The organism is Bradyrhizobium ottawaense (genome assembly GCF_900099825.1).
Taxonomy (GTDB): Bacteria; Pseudomonadota; Alphaproteobacteria; order Rhizobiales; family Xanthobacteraceae; genus Bradyrhizobium; species Bradyrhizobium ottawaense_A.
The window spans coordinates 8,285,328-8,304,844 of the sequence record NZ_LT629693.1; the positions used below are offsets into that span (position 1 = coordinate 8,285,328).

The 19,517-nt window shown below is 59.2% G+C and carries 33 protein-coding genes and 1 tRNA gene; 33 read left to right on the plus strand and 1 reads right to left on the minus strand.

Features of this window, described 5'->3' with window-relative positions; genetic code table 11:
* Position 1: 1 nt before the first annotated feature.
* The 9 genes from BLR13_RS39375 to BLR13_RS39405 all read left to right on the plus strand — a co-directional run bounded on the left by BLR13_RS39375 (position 2) and on the right by BLR13_RS39405 (position 2,398).
* Complete coding sequence (locus tag BLR13_RS39375; protein WP_091977273.1) at positions 2-199, plus strand: hypothetical protein; 198 nt, start codon at positions 2-4, stop codon at positions 197-199.
* Positions 196-381, plus strand: a complete 186-nt coding sequence (locus BLR13_RS39380; RefSeq protein ID WP_091977275.1) for a hypothetical protein — start codon at positions 196-198, stop codon at positions 379-381. Before BLR13_RS39375 ends, BLR13_RS39380 begins: the two co-directional genes overlap by 4 nt.
* A gap of 9 nt (positions 382-390) precedes the next feature.
* Positions 391-465 (plus strand) — tRNA-Glu (locus tag BLR13_RS39385).
* A 26-nt stretch (positions 466-491) separates the two neighbouring features.
* On the plus strand, positions 492-893 hold the full coding sequence (locus BLR13_RS39390; protein ID WP_091977277.1) for a hypothetical protein: 402 nt from the start codon (positions 492-494) through the stop codon (positions 891-893).
* Positions 894-1,040: 147 nt separating this feature from the next.
* Complete coding sequence (locus tag BLR13_RS39395; RefSeq protein ID WP_091977279.1) at positions 1,041-1,241, plus strand: hypothetical protein; 201 nt, start codon at positions 1,041-1,043, stop codon at positions 1,239-1,241.
* Position 1,242: 1 nt separating this feature from the next.
* The gene (locus tag BLR13_RS39400; RefSeq protein ID WP_157793787.1) at positions 1,243-1,800 is read left to right on the plus strand and encodes an HD domain-containing protein; all 558 of its coding nucleotides are present in this window, start codon (positions 1,243-1,245) and stop codon (positions 1,798-1,800) included.
* Positions 1,787-1,948: a hypothetical protein gene (locus tag BLR13_RS40940; protein ID WP_157793788.1), complete on the plus strand. Its 162-nt coding sequence runs from the start codon at positions 1,787-1,789 to the stop codon at positions 1,946-1,948. Before BLR13_RS39400 ends, BLR13_RS40940 begins: the two co-directional genes overlap by 14 nt.
* On the plus strand, positions 1,945-2,109 hold the full coding sequence (locus tag BLR13_RS40945) for a hypothetical protein (protein ID WP_157793789.1): 165 nt from the start codon (positions 1,945-1,947) through the stop codon (positions 2,107-2,109). The genes BLR13_RS40940 and BLR13_RS40945 overlap by 4 nt, the downstream gene beginning before the upstream one ends.
* Positions 2,087-2,398, plus strand: a complete 312-nt coding sequence (locus BLR13_RS39405; protein WP_091977283.1) for a hypothetical protein — start codon at positions 2,087-2,089, stop codon at positions 2,396-2,398. The genes BLR13_RS40945 and BLR13_RS39405 overlap by 23 nt, the downstream gene beginning before the upstream one ends.
* Here the strand turns inward: BLR13_RS39405 and BLR13_RS39410 are convergent.
* A complete protein-coding gene (locus tag BLR13_RS39410; RefSeq protein WP_091977285.1) occupies positions 2,385-2,831 on the minus strand; it encodes a hypothetical protein in 447 nt (148 codons plus the stop codon). The two genes, BLR13_RS39405 and BLR13_RS39410, sit on opposite strands and share 14 nt — an antisense overlap.
* A 98-nt stretch (positions 2,832-2,929) precedes the next feature.
* Between BLR13_RS39410 and BLR13_RS39415 the strand changes: the two genes are divergently transcribed.
* The 24 genes from BLR13_RS39415 (at position 2,930) to BLR13_RS39510 (ending at position 19,429) form a co-directional block, all read left to right on the plus strand.
* Positions 2,930-3,406, plus strand: a complete 477-nt coding sequence (locus tag BLR13_RS39415) for a hypothetical protein (RefSeq protein ID WP_157793790.1) — start codon at positions 2,930-2,932, stop codon at positions 3,404-3,406.
* Entirely contained in the window at positions 3,399-4,421 is a 1,023-nt protein-coding gene (locus tag BLR13_RS39420; RefSeq protein WP_157793791.1) for a hypothetical protein, read from the plus strand. The genes BLR13_RS39415 and BLR13_RS39420 overlap by 8 nt, the downstream gene beginning before the upstream one ends.
* Before the next feature lie 64 nt (positions 4,422-4,485).
* Positions 4,486-4,872, plus strand: a complete 387-nt coding sequence (locus BLR13_RS39425; protein WP_091977292.1) for a hypothetical protein — start codon at positions 4,486-4,488, stop codon at positions 4,870-4,872.
* A complete protein-coding gene (locus BLR13_RS40950; RefSeq protein WP_157793792.1) occupies positions 4,869-5,162 on the plus strand; it encodes a hypothetical protein in 294 nt (97 codons plus the stop codon). Before BLR13_RS39425 ends, BLR13_RS40950 begins: the two co-directional genes overlap by 4 nt.
* A gap of 265 nt (positions 5,163-5,427) precedes the next feature.
* On the plus strand, positions 5,428-6,060 hold the full coding sequence (locus tag BLR13_RS39430) for a hypothetical protein (protein WP_091977294.1): 633 nt from the start codon (positions 5,428-5,430) through the stop codon (positions 6,058-6,060).
* Positions 6,061-6,062: 2 nt separating this feature from the next.
* Positions 6,063-6,209: a hypothetical protein gene (locus BLR13_RS40955; RefSeq protein ID WP_157793793.1), complete on the plus strand. Its 147-nt coding sequence runs from the start codon at positions 6,063-6,065 to the stop codon at positions 6,207-6,209.
* Positions 6,209-6,463, plus strand: a complete 255-nt coding sequence (locus tag BLR13_RS39435; RefSeq protein ID WP_091977296.1) for a hypothetical protein — start codon at positions 6,209-6,211, stop codon at positions 6,461-6,463. Before BLR13_RS40955 ends, BLR13_RS39435 begins: the two co-directional genes overlap by 1 nt.
* Complete coding sequence (locus tag BLR13_RS39440) at positions 6,460-6,648, plus strand: hypothetical protein (protein WP_091977298.1); 189 nt, start codon at positions 6,460-6,462, stop codon at positions 6,646-6,648. Before BLR13_RS39435 ends, BLR13_RS39440 begins: the two co-directional genes overlap by 4 nt.
* 411 nt (positions 6,649-7,059) lie before the next feature.
* On the plus strand, positions 7,060-8,523 hold the full coding sequence (locus tag BLR13_RS39445) for a hypothetical protein (RefSeq protein WP_157793794.1): 1,464 nt from the start codon (positions 7,060-7,062) through the stop codon (positions 8,521-8,523).
* Positions 8,524-8,532: 9 nt separating this feature from the next.
* The gene (locus tag BLR13_RS39450; protein WP_091977303.1) at positions 8,533-9,501 is read left to right on the plus strand and encodes a M28 family peptidase; all 969 of its coding nucleotides are present in this window, start codon (positions 8,533-8,535) and stop codon (positions 9,499-9,501) included.
* Positions 9,502-9,529: 28 nt separating this feature from the next.
* A complete protein-coding gene (locus tag BLR13_RS39455; protein ID WP_091977305.1) occupies positions 9,530-11,650 on the plus strand; it encodes an ATP-binding protein in 2,121 nt (706 codons plus the stop codon).
* A 20-nt stretch (positions 11,651-11,670) separates the two neighbouring features.
* Positions 11,671-12,135 (plus strand): hypothetical protein, encoded by a 465-nt coding sequence (locus BLR13_RS39460; RefSeq protein ID WP_091977307.1) that lies wholly within the window; start codon positions 11,671-11,673, stop codon positions 12,133-12,135.
* A 6-nt stretch (positions 12,136-12,141) separates the two neighbouring features.
* Positions 12,142-14,157, plus strand: coding sequence for a hypothetical protein (locus BLR13_RS39465; protein WP_091977309.1), 2,016 nt, complete (start codon positions 12,142-12,144; stop codon positions 14,155-14,157).
* An 11-nt stretch (positions 14,158-14,168) separates the two neighbouring features.
* On the plus strand, positions 14,169-14,561 hold the full coding sequence (locus BLR13_RS39470) for a hypothetical protein (RefSeq protein WP_091977311.1): 393 nt from the start codon (positions 14,169-14,171) through the stop codon (positions 14,559-14,561).
* 62 nt (positions 14,562-14,623) lie between these two features.
* Positions 14,624-14,923 (plus strand): DUF7717 family protein, encoded by a 300-nt coding sequence (locus tag BLR13_RS39475; protein WP_091977313.1) that lies wholly within the window; start codon positions 14,624-14,626, stop codon positions 14,921-14,923.
* A 123-nt stretch (positions 14,924-15,046) separates the two neighbouring features.
* Positions 15,047-15,409 (plus strand): hypothetical protein, encoded by a 363-nt coding sequence (locus tag BLR13_RS39480; RefSeq protein WP_091977315.1) that lies wholly within the window; start codon positions 15,047-15,049, stop codon positions 15,407-15,409.
* Positions 15,410-15,488: 79 nt separating this feature from the next.
* Complete coding sequence (locus BLR13_RS39485) at positions 15,489-17,066, plus strand: UvrD-helicase domain-containing protein (RefSeq protein ID WP_172805600.1); 1,578 nt, start codon at positions 15,489-15,491, stop codon at positions 17,064-17,066.
* Positions 17,066-17,254 carry a hypothetical protein gene (locus BLR13_RS39490; protein WP_091977320.1) on the plus strand — a complete coding sequence of 63 codons (189 nt, stop codon included), beginning with the start codon at positions 17,066-17,068 and terminating at the stop codon, positions 17,252-17,254. Before BLR13_RS39485 ends, BLR13_RS39490 begins: the two co-directional genes overlap by 1 nt.
* Entirely contained in the window at positions 17,242-17,619 is a 378-nt protein-coding gene (locus tag BLR13_RS39495) for a hypothetical protein (protein WP_091977323.1), read from the plus strand. The genes BLR13_RS39490 and BLR13_RS39495 overlap by 13 nt, the downstream gene beginning before the upstream one ends.
* Before the next feature lie 20 nt (positions 17,620-17,639).
* Positions 17,640-18,398: a hypothetical protein gene (locus BLR13_RS39500; RefSeq protein ID WP_091977326.1), complete on the plus strand. Its 759-nt coding sequence runs from the start codon at positions 17,640-17,642 to the stop codon at positions 18,396-18,398.
* Positions 18,395-18,568 (plus strand): hypothetical protein, encoded by a 174-nt coding sequence (locus BLR13_RS40960; protein WP_157793795.1) that lies wholly within the window; start codon positions 18,395-18,397, stop codon positions 18,566-18,568. The genes BLR13_RS39500 and BLR13_RS40960 overlap by 4 nt, the downstream gene beginning before the upstream one ends.
* 51 nt (positions 18,569-18,619) lie before the next feature.
* Entirely contained in the window at positions 18,620-18,754 is a 135-nt protein-coding gene (locus BLR13_RS42375) for a hypothetical protein (RefSeq protein ID WP_283808264.1), read from the plus strand.
* Complete coding sequence (locus BLR13_RS39505; RefSeq protein WP_091977329.1) at positions 18,754-19,146, plus strand: hypothetical protein; 393 nt, start codon at positions 18,754-18,756, stop codon at positions 19,144-19,146. The genes BLR13_RS42375 and BLR13_RS39505 overlap by 1 nt, the downstream gene beginning before the upstream one ends.
* Positions 19,139-19,429, plus strand: a complete 291-nt coding sequence (locus tag BLR13_RS39510; protein ID WP_091977331.1) for a hypothetical protein — start codon at positions 19,139-19,141, stop codon at positions 19,427-19,429. Before BLR13_RS39505 ends, BLR13_RS39510 begins: the two co-directional genes overlap by 8 nt.
* Positions 19,430-19,517: the final 88 nt, after the last annotated feature.

Below are 19,517 nucleotides of genomic sequence, written 5' to 3' on the forward strand. Positions count from 1 at the left end.
CATGACGGAATACCGCATCAAGGTGGCGCGAACCACCATCGAGGAGTTCATCGTCCACGCCAACAATCCTGTTCACCTTCAGGAAAAGTGGCCGGACTCCATCGGAGTTGCCGATCCCGTCGAGTCCTACAGCGACGGCGACGAGCTTCTCCAGTTCACCGATGAGGAGACCGGTCACACGGTCGTGGTGAAATCATGAAGCTCTACTCAATCCCAAGCCTGACGGAGCTACTTCAGGAGCTGCTGCACACCAAGAACTTCGCAACCGTCAGGTCCAACACAAATCGGGGCGTGATCGAGGTCTGGCAGTTCGACACATCCGGCAAAGTGTCGCAACGGTTTCTGATCAGGGTCGATAACGCCCCGGGCGAACCGCTCTAAACCCTAATTGCTCCCGTCGTCTATCGGCTAGGACGCCGCCTTCTCAAGGCGGAAAGGTTGGTTCGATTCCAGCCGGGAGCGCCATCCATCACACACAAGGAAAATGAACCATGAAACTGCACGCACTCTGTGCGTCGGCGGTAACGCTGATGCTTGCCCTCTCCGCCCCGGCCAAGGCCGGCAACGTCAACCGCGAGTTCATCGCTCTGGCAACCATCTCCTATGTGGTCGTCCAGAAGTGTTCCGATTACGAGTTCGTCGATAATGCCGCTCGGCGTGGCGCCGACAAGATGGGTGCCGACTTCGACACCTACGCTCCCGCAGCCATGAATGCCATCTTCGCCATCATGGACATGGAATACAATCGAGAGAAGCTGATCCCCGAAGTAACGCAGAAAGTCCGGTCAGACCTGGGCGAGCTGGCTGATGACCTGAAGAAACGGGGTCTGGCCGGGTTCTGCAAGCGATACGGGACCGTGATGGTCAGCATCGACTGGATGAAACGGAAATGAGGGCGATCGGCTTCCTGGATCTGCGGGTGTTCGCTGTCTCAACCGCCATGGCTCTGGCATTCATCGGCATCGTCAGTCGCGTTGCGTTTTAATCATTGCTTGAATGCAACGATTTGTTATGCAAATATCCTGCAAACGGAGGTTCCGATGGTCGTCTTTCTTCTGGGCAGCTATGCCCTGCCCTTTCCGCTGATCAAGCTGAACTCGTTCTCCTACACCCACACCCACCGCGCCCCGGATGGTTTCGCCTGGAAAGAGGACATGCACCTGAAGGTGTGCGTACCCGGCGCCAGGCCTGCCCGACTCCGGATCGCCAACGATAACCAGAAGGTTGCCGACCATGGATAGAGTGAACGCTTACATCGAGGCCGGCTCCGATTTTGCCAGGGCCGCTCATGCTGACCACAAGCGTAAGTTCACAGGCGAGCCCTACTGGAACCATCTGCACGAAGTGGCAACAACGCTGCGCAGCTACGGCGCCACGCCGGATATCATCGTCTCCGGATATCTGCACGACACGATCGAGGACACCAAAGTTACCTACTTCGATCTGGTCAAGAAGTTCGATCGGAACGTCGCCGGCCTTGTGATGGAAGTCACCGATGTCAGTCGGGCAGACACTGGCAACACACCGGAAGGTGTGGGCAACCGGGCACTGCGAAAGGCGATGGATCGTCAGTTCCTGGCCGGTGCGTCCTGGCAAGGCCAGATGATCAAATGCGCTGACATGCTCAGCAACACCGCGGACATTCTGACCCACGGCGGCGGCTTCGCTCGGATCTACATCCCGGAGAAGAAACTGCTGATCGATGTCCTCGATAAGGTCCGCAATGTCAACTATGCGATCTGGCGCGCTGCCTATGACCAGATCGTCCAGGCGGAAGACAAGCTCCGTGCCGCCGCTTGAACACGGCCAACTCGTCAACTTCGGCGGCACAGACTTCCAGGTCGAGGTCGTCTCACCAAAATACACCAGACTGGTGCCGGTGAGCGATCCTCTCTGGATGCTGCGCTTTCTGGCAACGTTAGCGCCACCCAAGGGTAAAAAGAAATGAAGCGCTTGTTCCACGCCGTGATGAACGGCATCTCGACCGTCGCCAACTACTGGTGGGCCGGTGTGATCTACATGGCTGCCGGCATTGACATCACCGAACCACACGAGGAGCGCTGGAAAGCAGAACGGGAACTGATCGATGAAGATCAATCAGCCGCGTAGCCATGAGGACCAGCTGTTAGCCAAGGCTGCTGCTGGTCGCCTGAAGGCCCGGATGCAGCAACGACTGAAGCGATACAAGGTGACGCTGCAATGGCGCAGACCTGATGGCCTGCGTCCAGGCGGCGATCCCCACAACTGGCGTGACTGGCGAGTGTTCGCCGTGATCCCGATCCTCTTCCACAGCGAGGAAGAGGCCTGGGACTACATGAGAATGGTGGACATCTTCAAGAACACAGGACGCAAGGCATCAGCCTCGGTCCAAGCGGTTCGCATCGCTATGCATTCCTGATGGCTGCCTCGATCCGCTTCTTCCTCACATCTCTAACCTTGTCGAGCATCTGAACATGGCTGAAGGTCGGTATATTGGTCTTATCCGTGGCAACCCGCAGGGCTTGCTGAGCGAACTCCGGCGTGACGTCGAACCAGTCTCCTGTGAGACGTCGTTTCGCCTTGTCGAGCAGGCCGACCGCCTCATTGAACAGCCGGATGGCGAGCATGTCGCCAGCGGTCCAGGCGATATCGTGGATCTGCAGCTCCTTCCAGCAACCCAGCTGTAGTTCCTGCATCCGGTCCTTCAGCTGCTTGGACCAGCCGATGCGCAGCGGCCGGCCCCCTGAAGGACCGACCGCATAGACACATGCGAAACCGAGTTCACTAAAAATGGCGCGTTCCGGCTTCGTATGAAGCCAAGGGAGTCCGCAAACAATCTCGGTTTTCTGCATCACCACCCTATAAGCACATTATTTGCGTGAATGCAAATTTGTGCTTGCGGTTCCAGAAAAGCGCCATTATCGAAATGCAAATGAGATTGAGGCCAACCATGACCATCTTATCCGCTGATCAGCTCGGCATTCTGAGCTTTGAGCACCGCGCGCTGCTTGAGGTCAGAGGTCTGTTCGCCAGCCATTCGTTCCATCACGACCCGGACGTCAATCTCGAAAAGCCTGACGGCTTCAATATGAACGTCTCGTTCCAGCAGAGCGATTGCGGGACCACAGCTTGCATCGGGGGATGGATGTTCGAGGCGATGCGCCGAGACCGCATGGCGCCTTGCCACACAGCCCACGCCTACCTGACCTTTCATTCCAGCGACGCTCTCGGACCCCTGTTCTGGCCCTTCAAGAAGAAGAACGGCGCCGAGATGCTCGATTGGGCGGGCGACACCTACGATTTCCCGCCAGACCTGATCCCGCCGGCCTACGCGCTCACGGCGATCGACAACTTCCTGGCTACGGGTGATCCCGATTGGCCCACAGCCTGCCAACTCACTCCGCAACTGGAGAAGCACTTTGCGTAGCCCATTCATCAGCCCGTTCTTCGCTTTCGACATGATCTCTCGCTTGCTTGAAAGCAAACAATCCACCCCAGCTCCCACCCCGGACGCCGCCAAGAGCGGGGACATTGACCAAGGCGACCACCCAAAGGAGAACTACATGGATCCCACACAAGGCCAAATCTACAGCTTCCAGCCGCCAGTTTTCGATGCGTCGCCTGTCGCTGAACAGCTTCAACCCGCCGCCGCGCCGGAAGCGCCGCTCAGCGGTGAAGTCCTTCCTCCTGTTGCGGATGCGTCGGCACTGGTGCCGCAATATCCGATCGGGCTGATCGACTTCAATCTGCCGATCGTCGTCCTCGACAACGCCGATTACAACGAAGAGGAATACGACAACGCCTCGATCGTGACTGTTCTCAAGGGCAGCGTTCACCCGGTTGTCATCAGCTTCTGGAAACACGGCGAACAGTGCATCGCCCAGTTCGACACGGACGGCGACTCTTCCTGTGGCGACTACAAGGTTGAGCAGGAACAGACCTATCCGCGAACGGTGTTCGTGGTGATTGGCCGTGACGGTCGCATCCTGAACGTCGACGAGGAGCTGTACGCCAGCGAAGACGCCGCCCGCGCCGAGACCTCCGTGGACGACATCGCCGGCATTTTCCCGCTGGTGATCCAGGCACCGGAAGCCACGCTGGCGGATGAAGTTGCTGGCGTGACCAGCCATGTTGCCGACGAGGCCTTCGTTGAAGGCGCCGACACCGATGACGGCATCGAAAGCGAAGAGGATGAGGACGAGGTCGAGGGCACGGAAGGCGCCGCGTTGGCACCTGCCCCTGCCCCAACCGCTCCGACCGAAATGTACGTTGCCGGTCGGACCCGTCATGTTGGCGAAACGGTTCACGCCTATCGCAACGGCTTCGGCACCCGCGTCTGCACCATCGTGAAGCTGCGCCGCGACGCTCGCAAGTCGCTGTTCATCGACCCGAAGGATGGCAACGAGCCGTACTGGGCGCTCAATAAGAACGTTCGGTACTGATCTTCAACTGCGGCCCGTCTCCTTCGGGAGGCGGGTTCGCCTACAATTTCAAACCGGAGACATCATGACCGACCCGAGACACAAGCCGGTCCGCATCGTCAGTGAGGCCGAGTTTGCCGAGCGCATGCAGCTGGTGCTGAGCGGCGGCCTCGAGAACATCGGTGCCGTCACTGGCCCTGGACGGTCTGGCGCAGTTGCCGCGGTATATGCCTCGCACATCCTTGGCATCCCGTTCATCCCCTACGGAATGCGCTGCCCGGAGCAATTTCAATTGCTGATTGTTGATACCGCCCGCGAGAGCGGACGGACACTCCGAAAGGCTGCCAAACGCTATGATTATGCTAATCCTGTGGTTGTTGTCGCGTTTGAAGAGCCGCCGCGCGTAGCCTTTTGGTACGAGGCGCCGAAGCCGCAACGATACCGCCACGAACTTCAAAAGGTGGCGGCATGAAGCCGAAGCTGTTGGCGCTGATCGCAGCTTTCCTCTTGACCGGCTGTAACGATGACAACCTTCCCGAACCGCGCCAGGTCTGCACGGTCATCACCGGCACCTACAGCTGCGGAAAGGGTGGCACCTGTCAGCGATGCGGACAGTGGGAAATAGGATGCCCCAGGCCGTTGGAGCTTCGACAAGTTCCAACCGGAGCCTACGACAAGGGAGATCCGCGACTCGTCTGCCGAATGAAGGAAACCAAAGATGTTTCGTCATCGACGCCGCTGGTGGAGACACCCTTGCGATAAGGGTGAGCCGGCACAACGCGCCCTGGGCGCTGCATTCCGCTTCCTACTTGAGACTAAAACCTGGAAGCGGCACCACGAGCCGTTCTCCAAAACGAAACGTGGCCGGCAACGGCGGAGCGAACGGCGCTTCGTCCTCGATAGCAAAAGGCTGGTCCAGGCATGAGTACGCCACGAGATGAACTTGAACACACGCTTGGCTTTATCCGAACCCATTTCGATTGCCCCCACTGCAACTTCGACTTCGACGAAGAGGGCGACAAGTCCAGTGAGGTCATCGAGTGTCCTGCTTGCCAGGAAAAATTCTGGTGCCGAGAGGTTCGATAGCGCCTCTCTGGTCAAGCGTGGCAATGCCTGGACGGTCGCTGAGATCGAGATCATGCGGCGCAACCGGCACCTCAGGACATCTGAGCTGCAGAAACTGCTGCCGCCTCACCGATCGAGATTGTCCATCCAGGGCAAGCGCGACAGAGCGGAAGGCCTCGGCTACCGCCGGCTTCCGTGGAAGTCCGGAGAGGACGAGGAACTCAGACGGGCAGCTCCGACCAAGGGCGCCACTGCGATCCATCACATACTGCCGCACCGGTCGCCATGGGAAATCAACCTGCGCGCAAAGGCTCTCGGCATCTCGCTATTCAACTATCACGAAAAGCCGCTCGCCATCATCGGCGAACACCTGGCGGATTCGATCCGGCAGCGCGCCAGGGAAGACGGCTTGTCTATCCGCGGTCTCGACTGCGAGCTGGGCACCGGAGGCTACTTCACCAATGTGGCAGCACATCGGGCCAGACGAGGATCTGGTCCGTACATGCCCGCCATTCGCAAGGCCATAGCGTTCTTTGAGGCTGAGCTTGTAACCGGTCCTGACGGGACCATCACCATCAACTGGAAAGATGAATAACCATGACGACAAAGACCCGACGAAAGTTTCGCCGATCCACCTCCACCCTCGCCGACCTGTTCGACACCAGGTTGGACGATTCGATCATCCTGGCCGACATGCGAGAGCGGGTGAGGCTCTTCGGCACCACGTCGCTGCGATTTGCGTGATGACCGCGATAACATTCAGGAACCACGTCATCGGCCGGGTCGATAATCCCTTCCTCATCCTGGACAGCGGTATCGAGGTACACGGACCTGACCATGATACACTGCGGGCTCACGCCGCTGACGCCATGATGAAGGCGATCACCTCGGACGACAAGAGCGGATGGCCTCGGGGCCGATGGATCACCTTCGAAATCGAAGGCCATCAGTTCAAGGCCAAGATGCATCGCAACGACATCTGGGTGCAGACCCGATGAGCGACACCGACGAACAAGCCGGCAAGCCTGTGCTCCACGCCAGGCTCAACGGCACCACGTTGCGAGCGAAGTGGCCAGGGAAACGCTGGCACGGCGCTTACAAGAACATCGACGAGCTATGCGACGCTGTTCACAAAGATGGGCTTGAGTCCTTCGTCATCGACTACGTCGACAACGAAGACTGAGCCGATGGGGAGATGCTTGATGAGGTCTCCCCGACCAATAAGAAAAGTTGGCGACCGGGAGCATCCGGACTCGGCCCCTAATCTGCAAACTTTATCACTGATAGGACTACGATCTTGAGACTTCTTTGTTGGCTATTGGGAACCAACAACAATCAAAATAACAGGGACTTGTATGCACATCATAACCTTCTGCGGGTTCACGACGTGGATCCGCACAATGAACCCGCGTGACAGACCGCGAGTATCAGCGGCACTTTCCCGCTCAGGGATTTGACAATTTGACTTGACGCAGCGTTTGCTTGAATGCAAAAGCTGACACGCCATCGAGACGCGGCGCCGAGATAACGGTTCCGCGCCTCACCAAGGGAAAGCCATGCCTACCGGCATGTTTGAATGCAAACGGAGATGCAAATGTTCTACCTGGTTCGGTTGGACCGCGATGGCAGCGGCGAACTCATCGAGACTCCGCTTCCGGATTACGGCACCTTCGAAAAGGGTGCTGATGCTGCCAAGGCCTCCAAGGTAGCAGCAACGGTCCTCAATGGCGCCAAGGTCCAGTGCCGCCGTATTGCGCAGGCCGGCGACTGGCGAGCCGCCATGCTCAAGCGTTTCGAGACCGGCGAGCTGACGCCACTCCCCGCAAAGTGGGATCTGGAACCGATCGCGGACCACTTCGCCCACGTCAGCAAGATTGATGCGAGCACCATCGGATTCATCGACAGCGAAGAGAACGGGATCATCAACAAGGCTACGTCGATCACACCCGGTCGCTATCTCACCCGCTTCTATCCGAATGTTGATGACAACAAGCGCCGGCACCTGATCGCCGCCATCGATCCGAGCGGTGAAATCTTCTTCGCATCCGAGCCGGACGACATTGCCTACGTCTATGAGAACGGACCCGAGTCCTGCATGGACGGCAAGCACTCGTTTGATGACCTGCCTTGCTGGCCCACCGAGCCCTACGCAGCGGGCGATCTGGTTGTCGCCTACACCAAGAACAAGGACGGCAGGATCCAGTCCCGTTGCGTCTGCTGGCCGGAGAAGAAGTTGTTCGGTCGCGTCTATGGCGATGCCCAGCGCATGCAGGCTGCCATGATCGCTGAAGGATACACCTGGTTGCGGGATGACAATTCCGCCGATGGGAACAAAAAGCTTCAGGTCTTCGTCGGAGCCAAGCTGCTGAAGATCCGGGCCGGTCGCAGGGATAACGGCGAGTTCGTGATGCCGTATTTTGACGACATCAAGGTCGCGATCGACAAGGGCGACCACTTCGTCACTGCGCTTCAGGCAGAACCTGGAGACCTGTTCGTCGCCAGCGGAAGTTCATCTGAAGGTGTTGCTCACATGCAGCGCGTCTGTCCGCGAAACAAGGTGCCGGTCAAGGCTTCTGACACGTACTTTGTCCACGGCGTCAACGAAGAGTGGTGTCAGGCGGCGATCCGCAGCGATGCCTTCGCCTGCGGCGGCAACGGCAAGTATTACCCACACGAGTTCAAGGTGATCATGGGCAGCGGCATTCCGTGGTCCAAGGAGCACTTCGAACAACACGGCGAGCACTGCTCCTACACCAGGAAGAACTGGCCGAAGAACGACATGCTGCAGTTCGGTGACAAGCGGGTGCATTCCAGTCTCGCCTATCGTTTCAACGATAAGGGCGAAGAGCTGGAGGCGCAGCTCCAGGCTCCAATCATCGAGTCGTCGTTTGCCAAATGGGGCATCGACTACGCCAGTGTCGAGAAGGATCTGGTGCGGGATAGCCGCCACTTCCGGAACCTGCACCTGCAGGAGTGGCCCGCGGAACGGGATCCGCATGGTGCGGATGATCGCTTCGATGCCACTGCTCTCGCCCTCCGCAGCCGCAGCGCCGCTTAAGGAAAACTCATGACTGATCTCGAAACCATCATCGCCATGCTTTCTCACCGCCGGCCAGCCGGATCGGCGACCGAGATGGCCTTCATCAAGAAGTTCATCATGCCGCTCGGCGCCAAGATGGACAAGCACGGCAACTGGTGCCTGTCGATCGGCGACAATCCGACTGTGTTGTGGTCGTCGCACACCGACAGCGTCCACCACAAGGAAGGTTACCAGAAGGTCGATTTCGACGGGAAGTTCATCACGCTCTCCGTCAACTCGAAATCTAACTGTCTGGGAGCGGACTGCGCGGCGGGCGTCTGGATCATGACGGAGATGATCAAGGCGAAGGTACCTGGACTCTACATCTTCCACTTCGCCGAGGAAGTTGGGTGCGTTGGCTCGTCCGCCATCGCAGAGAAGGAACCCGGTCGTCTCGTCAACATCGAGGCAGCCATCGCGTTCGACCGCCGGGGCATCGACCAGGTTATCACCCATCAGCGTCAGCGCACCTGCTCGGACACGTTCGGCAACTCTCTCGCCGCCCAGCTGCCGAGCCGGTTCAAGATCTGCGACAAGGGTATCCTGACCGACACCAAGCAGTACCGCCGCCTGGTGCCGGAATGCTCGAACCTGTCGGTTGGCTACTACAACGAGCACCAGCCACACGAGGCGCTCGATGTCGGTCATCTGATCGAGCTGAGGAACTACATGGTCAAGATCGACCAGTCCAAGTTCGTGATCGAGCGCGACCCTTTGGGCGAGATCCTGCTGCCGACCAAAAAGAAGAGCCATGGTGGACTGGCTTTTGGTAGCGGACGCCGCAAGCCTGAGACGCTGCGTGATCTCGTTTACTGGAACGCAACCGACGTCGCCCTCTTCCTGGAGAATATGGGCGTCACCTACGACCAGCTATTCGATGCCATCCGTAAATCGCAACGTCCACTCACCATCGCAGACATCCTCGATCAGCCAGACCTGATCGAACACGTCGCCTGATCCATCACATAACAACAGGAAATTATCCATGAAGCTTGGAATGAAGCAGCACGCCCACACCGCAACCGGCGTCAAGAAGGAAATCAAGGTCGCGTTCGAGACCAACGCGGTTGCCTTCTACGCCACCTTCTCCGGCCTGGCGTCGGACAAGATCGGCTATCCGGTACGTGAACTTTGCACCAATGCCTGGGATGCTGCCCGTGGGAATTTCGAAGTTCATCTGCCGACCTATCTCAACCCCGTGTTCAAGGTTCGTGACTTCGGAACCGGCATGTCCGAGTTCGACATGGAGAACGTCTATGCCAAGCCGTACGCCTCCAAGAAGCGTGAGAGCAACGACCAGGTCGGCGGCTGGGGCATTGGCTCCAAGAGCCCGTATGCCTATCTGATCGGCGATACCGGCGCCGGCAGCTACAACGTCACTTCCTACTTCGAAGGCGTGATGCGCTGCTACGTGATGTCGCTCGCTGACGACGGCATGCCGAAGATGGAATTGCTGTTCGAAGGTCCGTCCGACCAGCCGGCCGGCATGGAAGTGTCGTTCGCGGTCAACAAGTCCGACATCAACACCTTCCGGGACCGGGCTCACCAGATCCTCTGGTCGTTCAATCCCCGTCCGACCATCCTGCCGGCGATCGAGTGGGACGAGCCGGTCATCGAGAGCCAGGGCGATAAGTGGATCAAGTACAAGAAGGGATCGGTTCCCTTCTACGGTCCGCGGGTCCGCATGGGCTGCGTGATGTATCCGATCACGCTCAACAAGATCGAGACCAGCGGCTTCCTGGACAGCAGCGATACCGTTCTGTTCGACGCGCCGATCGGGTCGCTCAAGGTGACCCTGTCGCGTGAGGATATCGCTTACGACGAGACCACCATCACGACGCTGAAGTCGTTGATCTCGGAATACGAAAACACGTTCATCGAGCAGGTTCGCCTCAAGGTGACCGAGGCCAACTCCCTGTTCGAGGCGTGCAGCATCTTCGAGGACGAGACCAACACGCTCGGCTCGACCCGGCAGGCCTCCCTTCGCCGTCTGGTGAAGTGGGAAGGTCACAACCTGAGCGAATACGTCAGCAAGGAGGACTGCAAGGTCGAGTGCCTGTCCGAAGGCTGGACCTCGTTCGATAAGTTCGAGGACGGTCAGGCTCGCACCAAATGGGCGGCAGACGCCACGGTCGTCATCGAGCACAACCCGAGCTACTCGTTCGGCCGGTTCCAGATGGCAGAACTGGTCGGCAAGAAGGTGCTTTGGGTGCGCTGCAAGCGGATCGTCCGCGACCAGGTTCTCTATCGTCTCGGCAATCCTGAAGTCATCGACCTCGACAGCTTCAAGGTGCCGGTGTCGAAGCGGACCAGCAAGACCATCCGCAAGCGCAAGACCTTGATGGTCCTGAGCGGTGGCCGCGTTCAGCGTATCACCCAGGACGTCGATCTCGCTGAAGGCGGTTACATGGTGGAAGCCACTCCGACCTATGGAGGTCGACGGCGGCGTGGTGGCGGCGACAGCTTGAGGCTCACAAGCGACGGCGTGTCGATGCAGTTCAGCGATGCTGAAAGCGTCATCATGACGGCGGTCGAGTTCGGCCTGATCGAGGTTGGTCAGGTCATCCTGGTCAAGGACTACGACAAGGAGGTTTCGGGCGACTGGAACTTCATTGCCGACGATCTGCTCGATGCCTTGCGGGATCGCGTTGACGTCTCGGAGTTCACCGGCCTGCACCACAAGACGCTCGGGCATCTGAACCACCAGCTTCATGACCTGGCTAAGATGGCTGTCTTCGTAAAGGCGCCGGACGATGTCCGGCAGTTCCAGGCCGACTTGTCGGCTCTGCATGTCGCGTTGGACAACAACTCCACCGCGTCCACGCAGACCGACAAGGCGTTCTCGGCGCTGCGGAAGCTTGGCGTTCAGATCAACAAGCCGGACGTGGTCTGCCCGATCGGCGAGATCGAGAAGCGTTACGAAGCGCTTTGCGAACGGTATCTGCTGCTCCGATCGATCAACGAGGAAAATGGCTACTACCACTCCCATCGCCAGGCAACGAAGGTTCTCAAGCTGAACCACTACTTCGCCCTCCTGGCCCGACCGGAAGTGGCGAATGACAACAACGACGTCGAGGAAGAATTGGTCCTCAACGAAGCCGCCTGATTACCGAACCGGAGAGCAACATGATCGCCAGTGTGATCACTGACACTTCTATCTTCTTCATCGCCAGCGGCCGTCCTTGGACTCTTGCGGTCGACCACCCGGCGTTTGCCGTGGTGAAGGCGCGTCTCACTGAGGGGTGCGACAACGAAGAAGAGCTGGTCCGCCTGACGGACGTGCGAGCGGCAGTGGACCACGCGACCGAGGGACGGGCCGTCCTCAGTGAGGATGGCCTGTTCCTCGACGGCGAGCAATTGCCTCCAGCATGGGAGCATAAGGCGGCGGCAGAACCTTCCGCCATGCGTGTCCTGATCGTGAGCCCGGGAGATCGGGTTCGCGTTGAGGGCGACGATGATGCGCCAGACGGCGAATACACCGTTGGCGACGTCGACAATGACGACACAGACAAGCGCGTGATGGTCGAGTCTGAGGACGGGTATCTCGGGTTCGTCGCCAACGCATCCATCAAAGAAATCATCAAGGATTAAGCCACCATGGACTTCTGCAAGTTCAAGAATGCCGTCGCTCTCCAGTTCAAGAAAATGGGCAACGGCGGCCTGTTCTGTACCGCCGTCGAGAAGGATGACCTCTGGTCTACCTATCTCTCCGGCTTCCCGGCCGGAACCAACCCGATGTTCCGGGAGCGCACCGAGCATGACTGCAGCTGCTGCCGCCAGTTCATCCGCGCGGTCGGTAACGTCGTGTCGATCGAGAACGGCAAGGTCGTGACGATCTGGGACGGCGCTGTCGGCGACCCGACCTATCAGGTTGTGGCTGACGCGATGGCAAAGCTGGTCCGCTCGAAGTCGATCGAGAACGAGTTCCTGCACACCGAATCAACGGCCGGCGCCGACAAGACCCTCGAATCGATCGAAGAGTTTGTGCGTTCCTGGGATCACTTCTTCGTCCGTCTTCCGGCCGGCGTTGTTGCCCGTGGCGAGCTGATCGGCCCGCAGCTGTCCGGTACCCGAGCCCTTCACGACGTCCTGCTCCGCAGCATCAACGAGCTGTCAATGGACGCCGTCGACACCGTTCTGGATCTGATCAAGCAAAATTCGCTGTACCGCGGCAGCGAGCACAAGTTCGCCGTCGAGACCTTCCGCAAGGTCAAGCTGGAAGCCTCCGAGCTGACCGATCTCGACCGGGATGTGTTCGTCTGGTCGAAGGTCAAGACCATGCCCGGCTCCGTCGCCAAGATCCGCAACACCTCGATCGGCCAGCTGCTGGTAGACCTGTCGAATGGTCTGGAGCTGGAGAATGCGATCGGCAGGTTCGAGGCCATGGTTGCTCCCCAGAACTACAAGCGCGCCACTGCGCTGGTCACTCCGGCCATGATCAACAAGGCCAAAGCGACGATTGAGGAGCTGGGGCTGGCTTCGGCTCTGGAGCGCCGCTACGCCAGAAATACAGACGTCACCGTCAACAACATCCTGTTCGCCGATCGGGCGGCCCGGAAGGCTCTGGGCGGCGACGTGTTCGACAGCATCCCAACCAAAAAGCCTTCGGCCAGGAAGCTCGACAAGGTCGAGGATGTGACCATCGAAAAGTTCATCTCGGACATCGTACCCAACGCGGACTCGATCGAGGTGATGTTCGAGAACCGGCACCTCAACAACCTGGTCAGCCTGATCGCACCGGTCGACCCGGCCGCGGTGCCGCTGTTCAAATGGGATAACGGTTTCTCCTGGTCCTACAACGGAGACCTTGCGGACTCGATCCGGGAGCGGGTCAAGAAGGCGGGCGGCAACGTCAGCGGCGACCTGTGCTGCCGACTGGCCTGGTCGAACCATGACGACCTGGACTTCCACATGGTGGAGCCGGACGGGCACGAGATCTACTTTCGCAACAAGGGTCTGCAGTCACGGCTCGGCGGCATGCTCGATGTCGACATGAATGCCGGCGGCGGCACGACGCGGACGCCGGTCGAGAACATCTTCTACCGGTCCCGGACGACGATGCGGGAAGGCGTTTACACGCTCTACGTCAACAACTTCTCCAAGCGCGAGAGCGTGGACGTCGGCTTCGAGGTTGAGATCGACTGGCTGGGTCAGGTCACCCGCTTCGCCCACGAGAAGGCGGTCCGTGACAAGCAGAAGATCATGGTCGCCAAGCTCAAATACTCGAAGGCCAAGGGCATCGAAATCATCGAGTCCCTGCCCTCGACCCAGGCAAGCAAGACCGTGTGGCAGCTCCCCACCCAAGACTTCCACAAGGTCGACCTGCTGATGCTCTCCCCGAACTACTGGGACGGACGGGGTGTCGGCAACAAGCACTACTTCTTCATGATGCGCGGTTGCCAGAACGACGGTCAGGCACGCGGCTTCTTCAATGAGTTCCTCAGGGAAGAGCTGGATCAGCATCGCAAGGTCATCGAGATCGTCGGATCGAAGATGAAGGCTGAAAGTTCGGCCGACCAGATCAGCGGCCTCGGGTTCTCAAGCACACAGCGCAACGAGATCCTAGCCAAAGTGAAGGGCAATTTCACCCGTACCGTCAAAGTCACGTTCTAAGGAAGGACAACATGTTCGAGAAAGCAACACGAGAGAAGCTTCGCTTCGATACCCAGGTCGGCCCGCTGTCGGTCGAGGATCTGTGGGATCTTTCGCTGACCAGCGAGAAGAAAGTCAACTTGAACGACATCGCCAAGGTGCTGTTCAAGCAGCTGGAAAACGGCGACGACGTTTCGTTCGTCGATACCGCCAAGAAGACCGACAAGACCGTCCAGCTCAGGTTCGACATCGTCAAACACATCATCGATGTCAAGCTGGCCGAGAACACCGAGAAGGTTGCCGCCCGCGGCAAGGCTGAGCGTCTGGACAAGATCAACCAGGCTATCGCCCGCCGGCAGGATCTGAACCTCGAGAACCTGTCTCTCGAAGAGCTGGAAGCGGCCAAGGCCGACCTCACCACCTGATGCGAGCCGGCCGGGTGGCTTCGTGCTGCCCGGCCCCTTGCTTGAATGCAAAGGAAATCGAAATGCCCGACCTGAAAGTAGCTGTCGAGTCCTTCTTCGAAGGGTGCAGGCAGATCAGCGACAAGCACATGGATGCCAACTACCCCAAGCTCGCCAAGCCGGTGTTCGAGCTGGAAGAGCTGATCGTCCGTTATCGCATCAAGCGTGACGGCAGCGCATTCGCCTTCGTCGACAAGAAGACCGGCGACGTTCTCAAGGCTGCAGGCTGGTCGACCCCGGCCAAGCACGCTCGCGGAAATGTCTTCGACGAGCACAACGGCTTGAAGCAGATCGGCCCGTACGGCCCGGCCTACCTGAGGTGATGAACATGGTGCGGCATGCAGGCCTATACACACCACCTCAGCAATACCTGGGTGACGCAATCCGCCTGGCCTACGACATGAAGGTGATCGAGCACGCAATAGCCCGAGGGGAAGGACGGATCGATGCCTAAGACACTGACCAAGCTGCAGGAGCAGATCATTGCCAAGGTGCTGACGATCGGCGCCGTCAATTACGTCTGGGTCAATGGCGGAGAGGTCCACACCGTCAATAAGCTGCGTGAACGCGGCCTGCTCCGTGGCGACTGCTACGGAAGCGTCCAGCCCCGGCACTTAACGGAGGAGGTCAAGTCCGTCTTCTTCGCCGACAATCCTGCGACCTTCAGGATCTCGAACTTCCATGGCGAAGGATGGCTTATCTTCCACGACCGCAGGTACATCTGCAAGGTCTACAAGGATGATGACGCCAAGCTCGTCATCGAGGCCCTGAAAACACTCCAACCGGTGGAACAGCGGGAGGCAGCCTAATTTGCATTTTTTGCAAAGAACGCTTGCTTGAATGCAAATGTCTGCTATCCATGATCTGCAACCGATCGAGAGAACCCCCATGAACGCAATTCAATGGTCGCCGCAGCAGTCGGCCTTCATCAACGAGGCCAGGAACGGCACCAGCTCCATCGTACTGATCGCCGTGGCCGGCGCCGGCAAGACCACGACAATCCTGGAGGCGGCCGACCAGCTGCGCGGCAACGCCATCATCCTGGCCTACAACAAGAAAATTGCCGACGAGATCAAGGCCAAGCTGAAGAAGCGCGGCGTAGACTGGAAGCGCTGCGAGGCGTCGACCACCCACTCGATCGGCCTGCGGAACTACAAGCGCACTGTTCCCGGCGTAATCGTCAAGGGCGACAAGGTCGGCGCGATTTGCGCCTCCTGGGTCGAGGAAGACGAGATCGATATCACCCTGGTGCCGCACACCTCGGTGATCTGCCACCTGGTTTCGCTGGCCAAGGCCAACGCTGTCGGCGTTCCCGGACAGGGCCACATCGACGATACCTCGATCTGGGAAGACATCGTCGACCACTTCGATCTGTTCGACGAAGAGCCGCTGCAGAAGAAGGCCGACAAGATCATCGAGGTCGCCATCTCGCTACTCAAGGCGTCCAACGATATGCGCCAGGTCGTCGACTTCGACGACATGATCTACCTGCCCCTACTCTTCCAGATCAACTTCTTCCAGTTCGACAATGTCGTGATGGACGAGGCGCAGGACGCCAACGTAAGCCGCAAGCTTCTGGCGGATGCCCTGCTGAAGGATAACGGCCGGTTCTTCGGCGTCGGTGATCCCCGACAGGCAATCTATGGCTTCACGGGAGCCGACAACGAGAGCATGGAAAACCTGAAGGAGCATTTCGACTGCAAGGAAATGCCTCTGACGGTCACGTATCGGTGCCCGAAGAGCATCGTCCGGTTCGCACAGACCTGGGTCAATCACATCCAGGCTCACGAGTCGGCGCCGCAGGGCACCGTCACTGCCATGACCTTCGAGGACTTCATGCTGAAGCGCGAGCTTCATTATGGAGACTCGGCGATCCTCTGCCGCAACACCCGTCCGCTGGTGACCGCGGCGTTCGCCCTGATCCGCCAGAACATTCCTTGCCGGATCGAGGGGCGAAACATCGGCGAGGCCTTGATCAAGCTGGCAACCCGGTGGCGGTCGATCACCACGATCCCCGAGCTGGAAGACAAGCTCGAAGAATGGCTCGACGCTGAGAGTGTGAAGTGGATCGCCAAGAAGAAGATGGCGAAGGTCCAGGAAGCCGAGGACAAGGTCGAGACGCTCAAGGTGGTGATGGAAGCCTGTCAGGAGCGCAAGCAGCACCTGATCACGGACGTGGTGAACTACATCAACTCCATCTTCGCCGACAACGTGACCGGGATCCTGACCCTATCGACGATCCATAAATCGAAGGGCCGGGAATGGAAGTACGTGTTCTGGCTCGACCGGTTCGCCACCTGCCCCTCCAAGTATGCTTCGCAGCCCTGGGAGATCATTCAGGAGCAGAACCTCTGCTACGTCGCCGCGACCCGGTCGATGGACACTCTCGTGGATCTAAACCCGCCGATGCCGAAGCAGAAGGCGGTCAATGACAACGTGCTGCAACCGAAGGAGCAGGTAGCCTGATGGCACAGACAGTTATCGAGATCGACATCGAAGGCGGGATGGTTCAGGGGTTCAAAGCCCCGCCGGGGGTAACCATCAAGGTCAACGACTACGATGTCGAGGGGATCGAGGCGAACATCAAGACCGACGAGAATGGTCATGATTTCGTCGAGCAGATCCTCGAAGGCAACGGCGAGTGGCAGGAGTAATCCTCCACTATCCGTTCGGTCCCCCGCCGCCCGACACCGACGTCCTCTTCCGCTGCGAGGCCAAGCGCTATTCAGTCGTCATCGATGCCGATGCTGACCGGTATGGCGTCACTGACCCGCAGCTGGAGATGACGTGGTGGCGGGTCCACAAACGGACACCGAAGGGAGCATGGGTTTGCGACAGGTTCGTCCTGTTGACCGCCACCAAACGGTGGGCCTGTGAAACCGAGGAAGAGGCACTCGCCTCCTTCATCGCCCGCAAGCAGAAGCACATCAGCATCCTTTCCCGCAATCTGAGCCGTGCCCAGGCCGACCTGGCCCTGGCTTACCGGACACATCCTCGTGCTGCACTGGTGTTTGCATGAATACAAACAAGGAAAGACCCATGAACGGTTTTATTCTGTACCGTGGCCCGTCGCTGATCGACGGTGAGCCTATCGTCGTCATCGCCACTGGTCTGGAAGACGGCGGCAGCAATTCGAAGACTGGACCGATGGTCCAGATCTACATCATACGCGCCGACCAGAACCCTCTACTCGCCGCCCAGACCGGCGATGACGTCTCAGTCTGCGGTAGCTGCATCCACCGCGGCCGGATCGTCACGGATCCCAAGACGGGTCTGCGCAAGAATGTGGAGCGGTCCTGCTACGTTACCCTAATGCATGGCCCGCGCGTCATCTGGGATGGCTTCCAGCGCGGCATCTATCCCGAGGTCACGCCGGCCAAGGCTCGCAAGCTCCTGGCCCGCAAGCGCGTCCGTATCGGCGCCTACGGCGATCCTGGTGCCGCTCCAGTCAGCATGTGGCGGGTCGCCCTCGCCCAGGTCGATGAGCTGACAGGCTACTCGCATCTCTGGCGCCAGTTCCCCAAGTTGGCGGACTTCTGCATGGCCTCTTGCGACAGCGAGACTGATCGCATCATGGCCAAGGCTCTGGGGTTCCGCACCTACCGCGTCCGCCCGAAGGGCGAGCCCAAGATGGACGGCGAAGGTCACTGCCCCGCAGCGGCCGAGATGGGCAAGTCCGTACAGTGCGCCTACTGCCTGCTTTGCGGCGGCCAACGGTCAAAAGCCAAAGCTGACATCACCATCGAGGCTCACGGAACAGGCTCGAAACACTTCGAACGGGCCAAGGAGGTCGCATGACCTGGAATCACACATCGCTGATCGAGGACGAGTTCGACGACGTCGAGAGCGTCAGCGAGATCATTCAGACCAATCGGGGCGAACGACGAGCACCTTCCCGCTATCGCGGGGAGTATCGCCGCTCCGATCGGCACAACGAAGACGGCTACGGCGAAATGGACTTCAGCTGATGCCGAAATTCCACGTCTACGGCGCCCGTCTCCGGCACGAAATACCTTGGCGTGTTCGACGCCAAGGACAGAGACGCAGCCATCGCGATGGCCGAACCCGGAGCGCAGATCTGCCTCTGCCATCAGTGCAGCAGCGAGGTGGAAAGCGCCGAGATCAACGAAATCACAGCTGAGGAGATCAAGTAATGACCGAGACAACGACTACCACCGATACGATCCCGCTTTCGATCAATGGGCTGACCTGGCGCAAGATAACCGACCAGATCGTGGCCGGCGTCGAAGGCGGCATCAGCTACTGGGCATCGTCCTTCAAGCCCGAAGGCGAGATCAGCACCGACGTGTCGCCCTGGTACGACGACGAGAAATTCTGGGCGGCTGGCGGCTGGAAGATCCTCATCAAAGTCCACGATGAGCGCAAGCCCAAGGAAATGACGCCAGAGTCCATGAGGAATGGACTGCAGTACCTGGCCGACAATCACCTCTGGCGCATCGAGCAGATGATCAAGGAAAACGGCGACGCTGAGACCGGCGACGTGTTCATCCAGTCCTGCTTGTTTGGGGATATCGTCTATGGATAGGACGTTCGGCCACAGGGACGGCCTGCACGAAGCCGCCGGCTTCAAGCTCGGTCAGCGCGTCGAGATGCTGACCGAGACCAAGGGCGCCGACCACGACGACATCGAGCACACGCTCAAGCCGGGAGCAACCGGCCTGATCGAGTGCATCGATCAGCTCCCTGCCCCTCAAGGCCTCACCTTCACCATCTGGATCCCCGTCGACGAGCTGCAAGGCCGTGGCATCGTCAACGTGTTTGACGAGGGCGACGGACCCATCACCAACTTTCTCAAGGAGAAGACATGAAGTCGAAAGCATCACCTACGCTCTACGTCGTGTGGGCGCTATCGAAACCAGGTCCGCAGTGGCGAGCGGTCTGCGAACCCAGGCCACG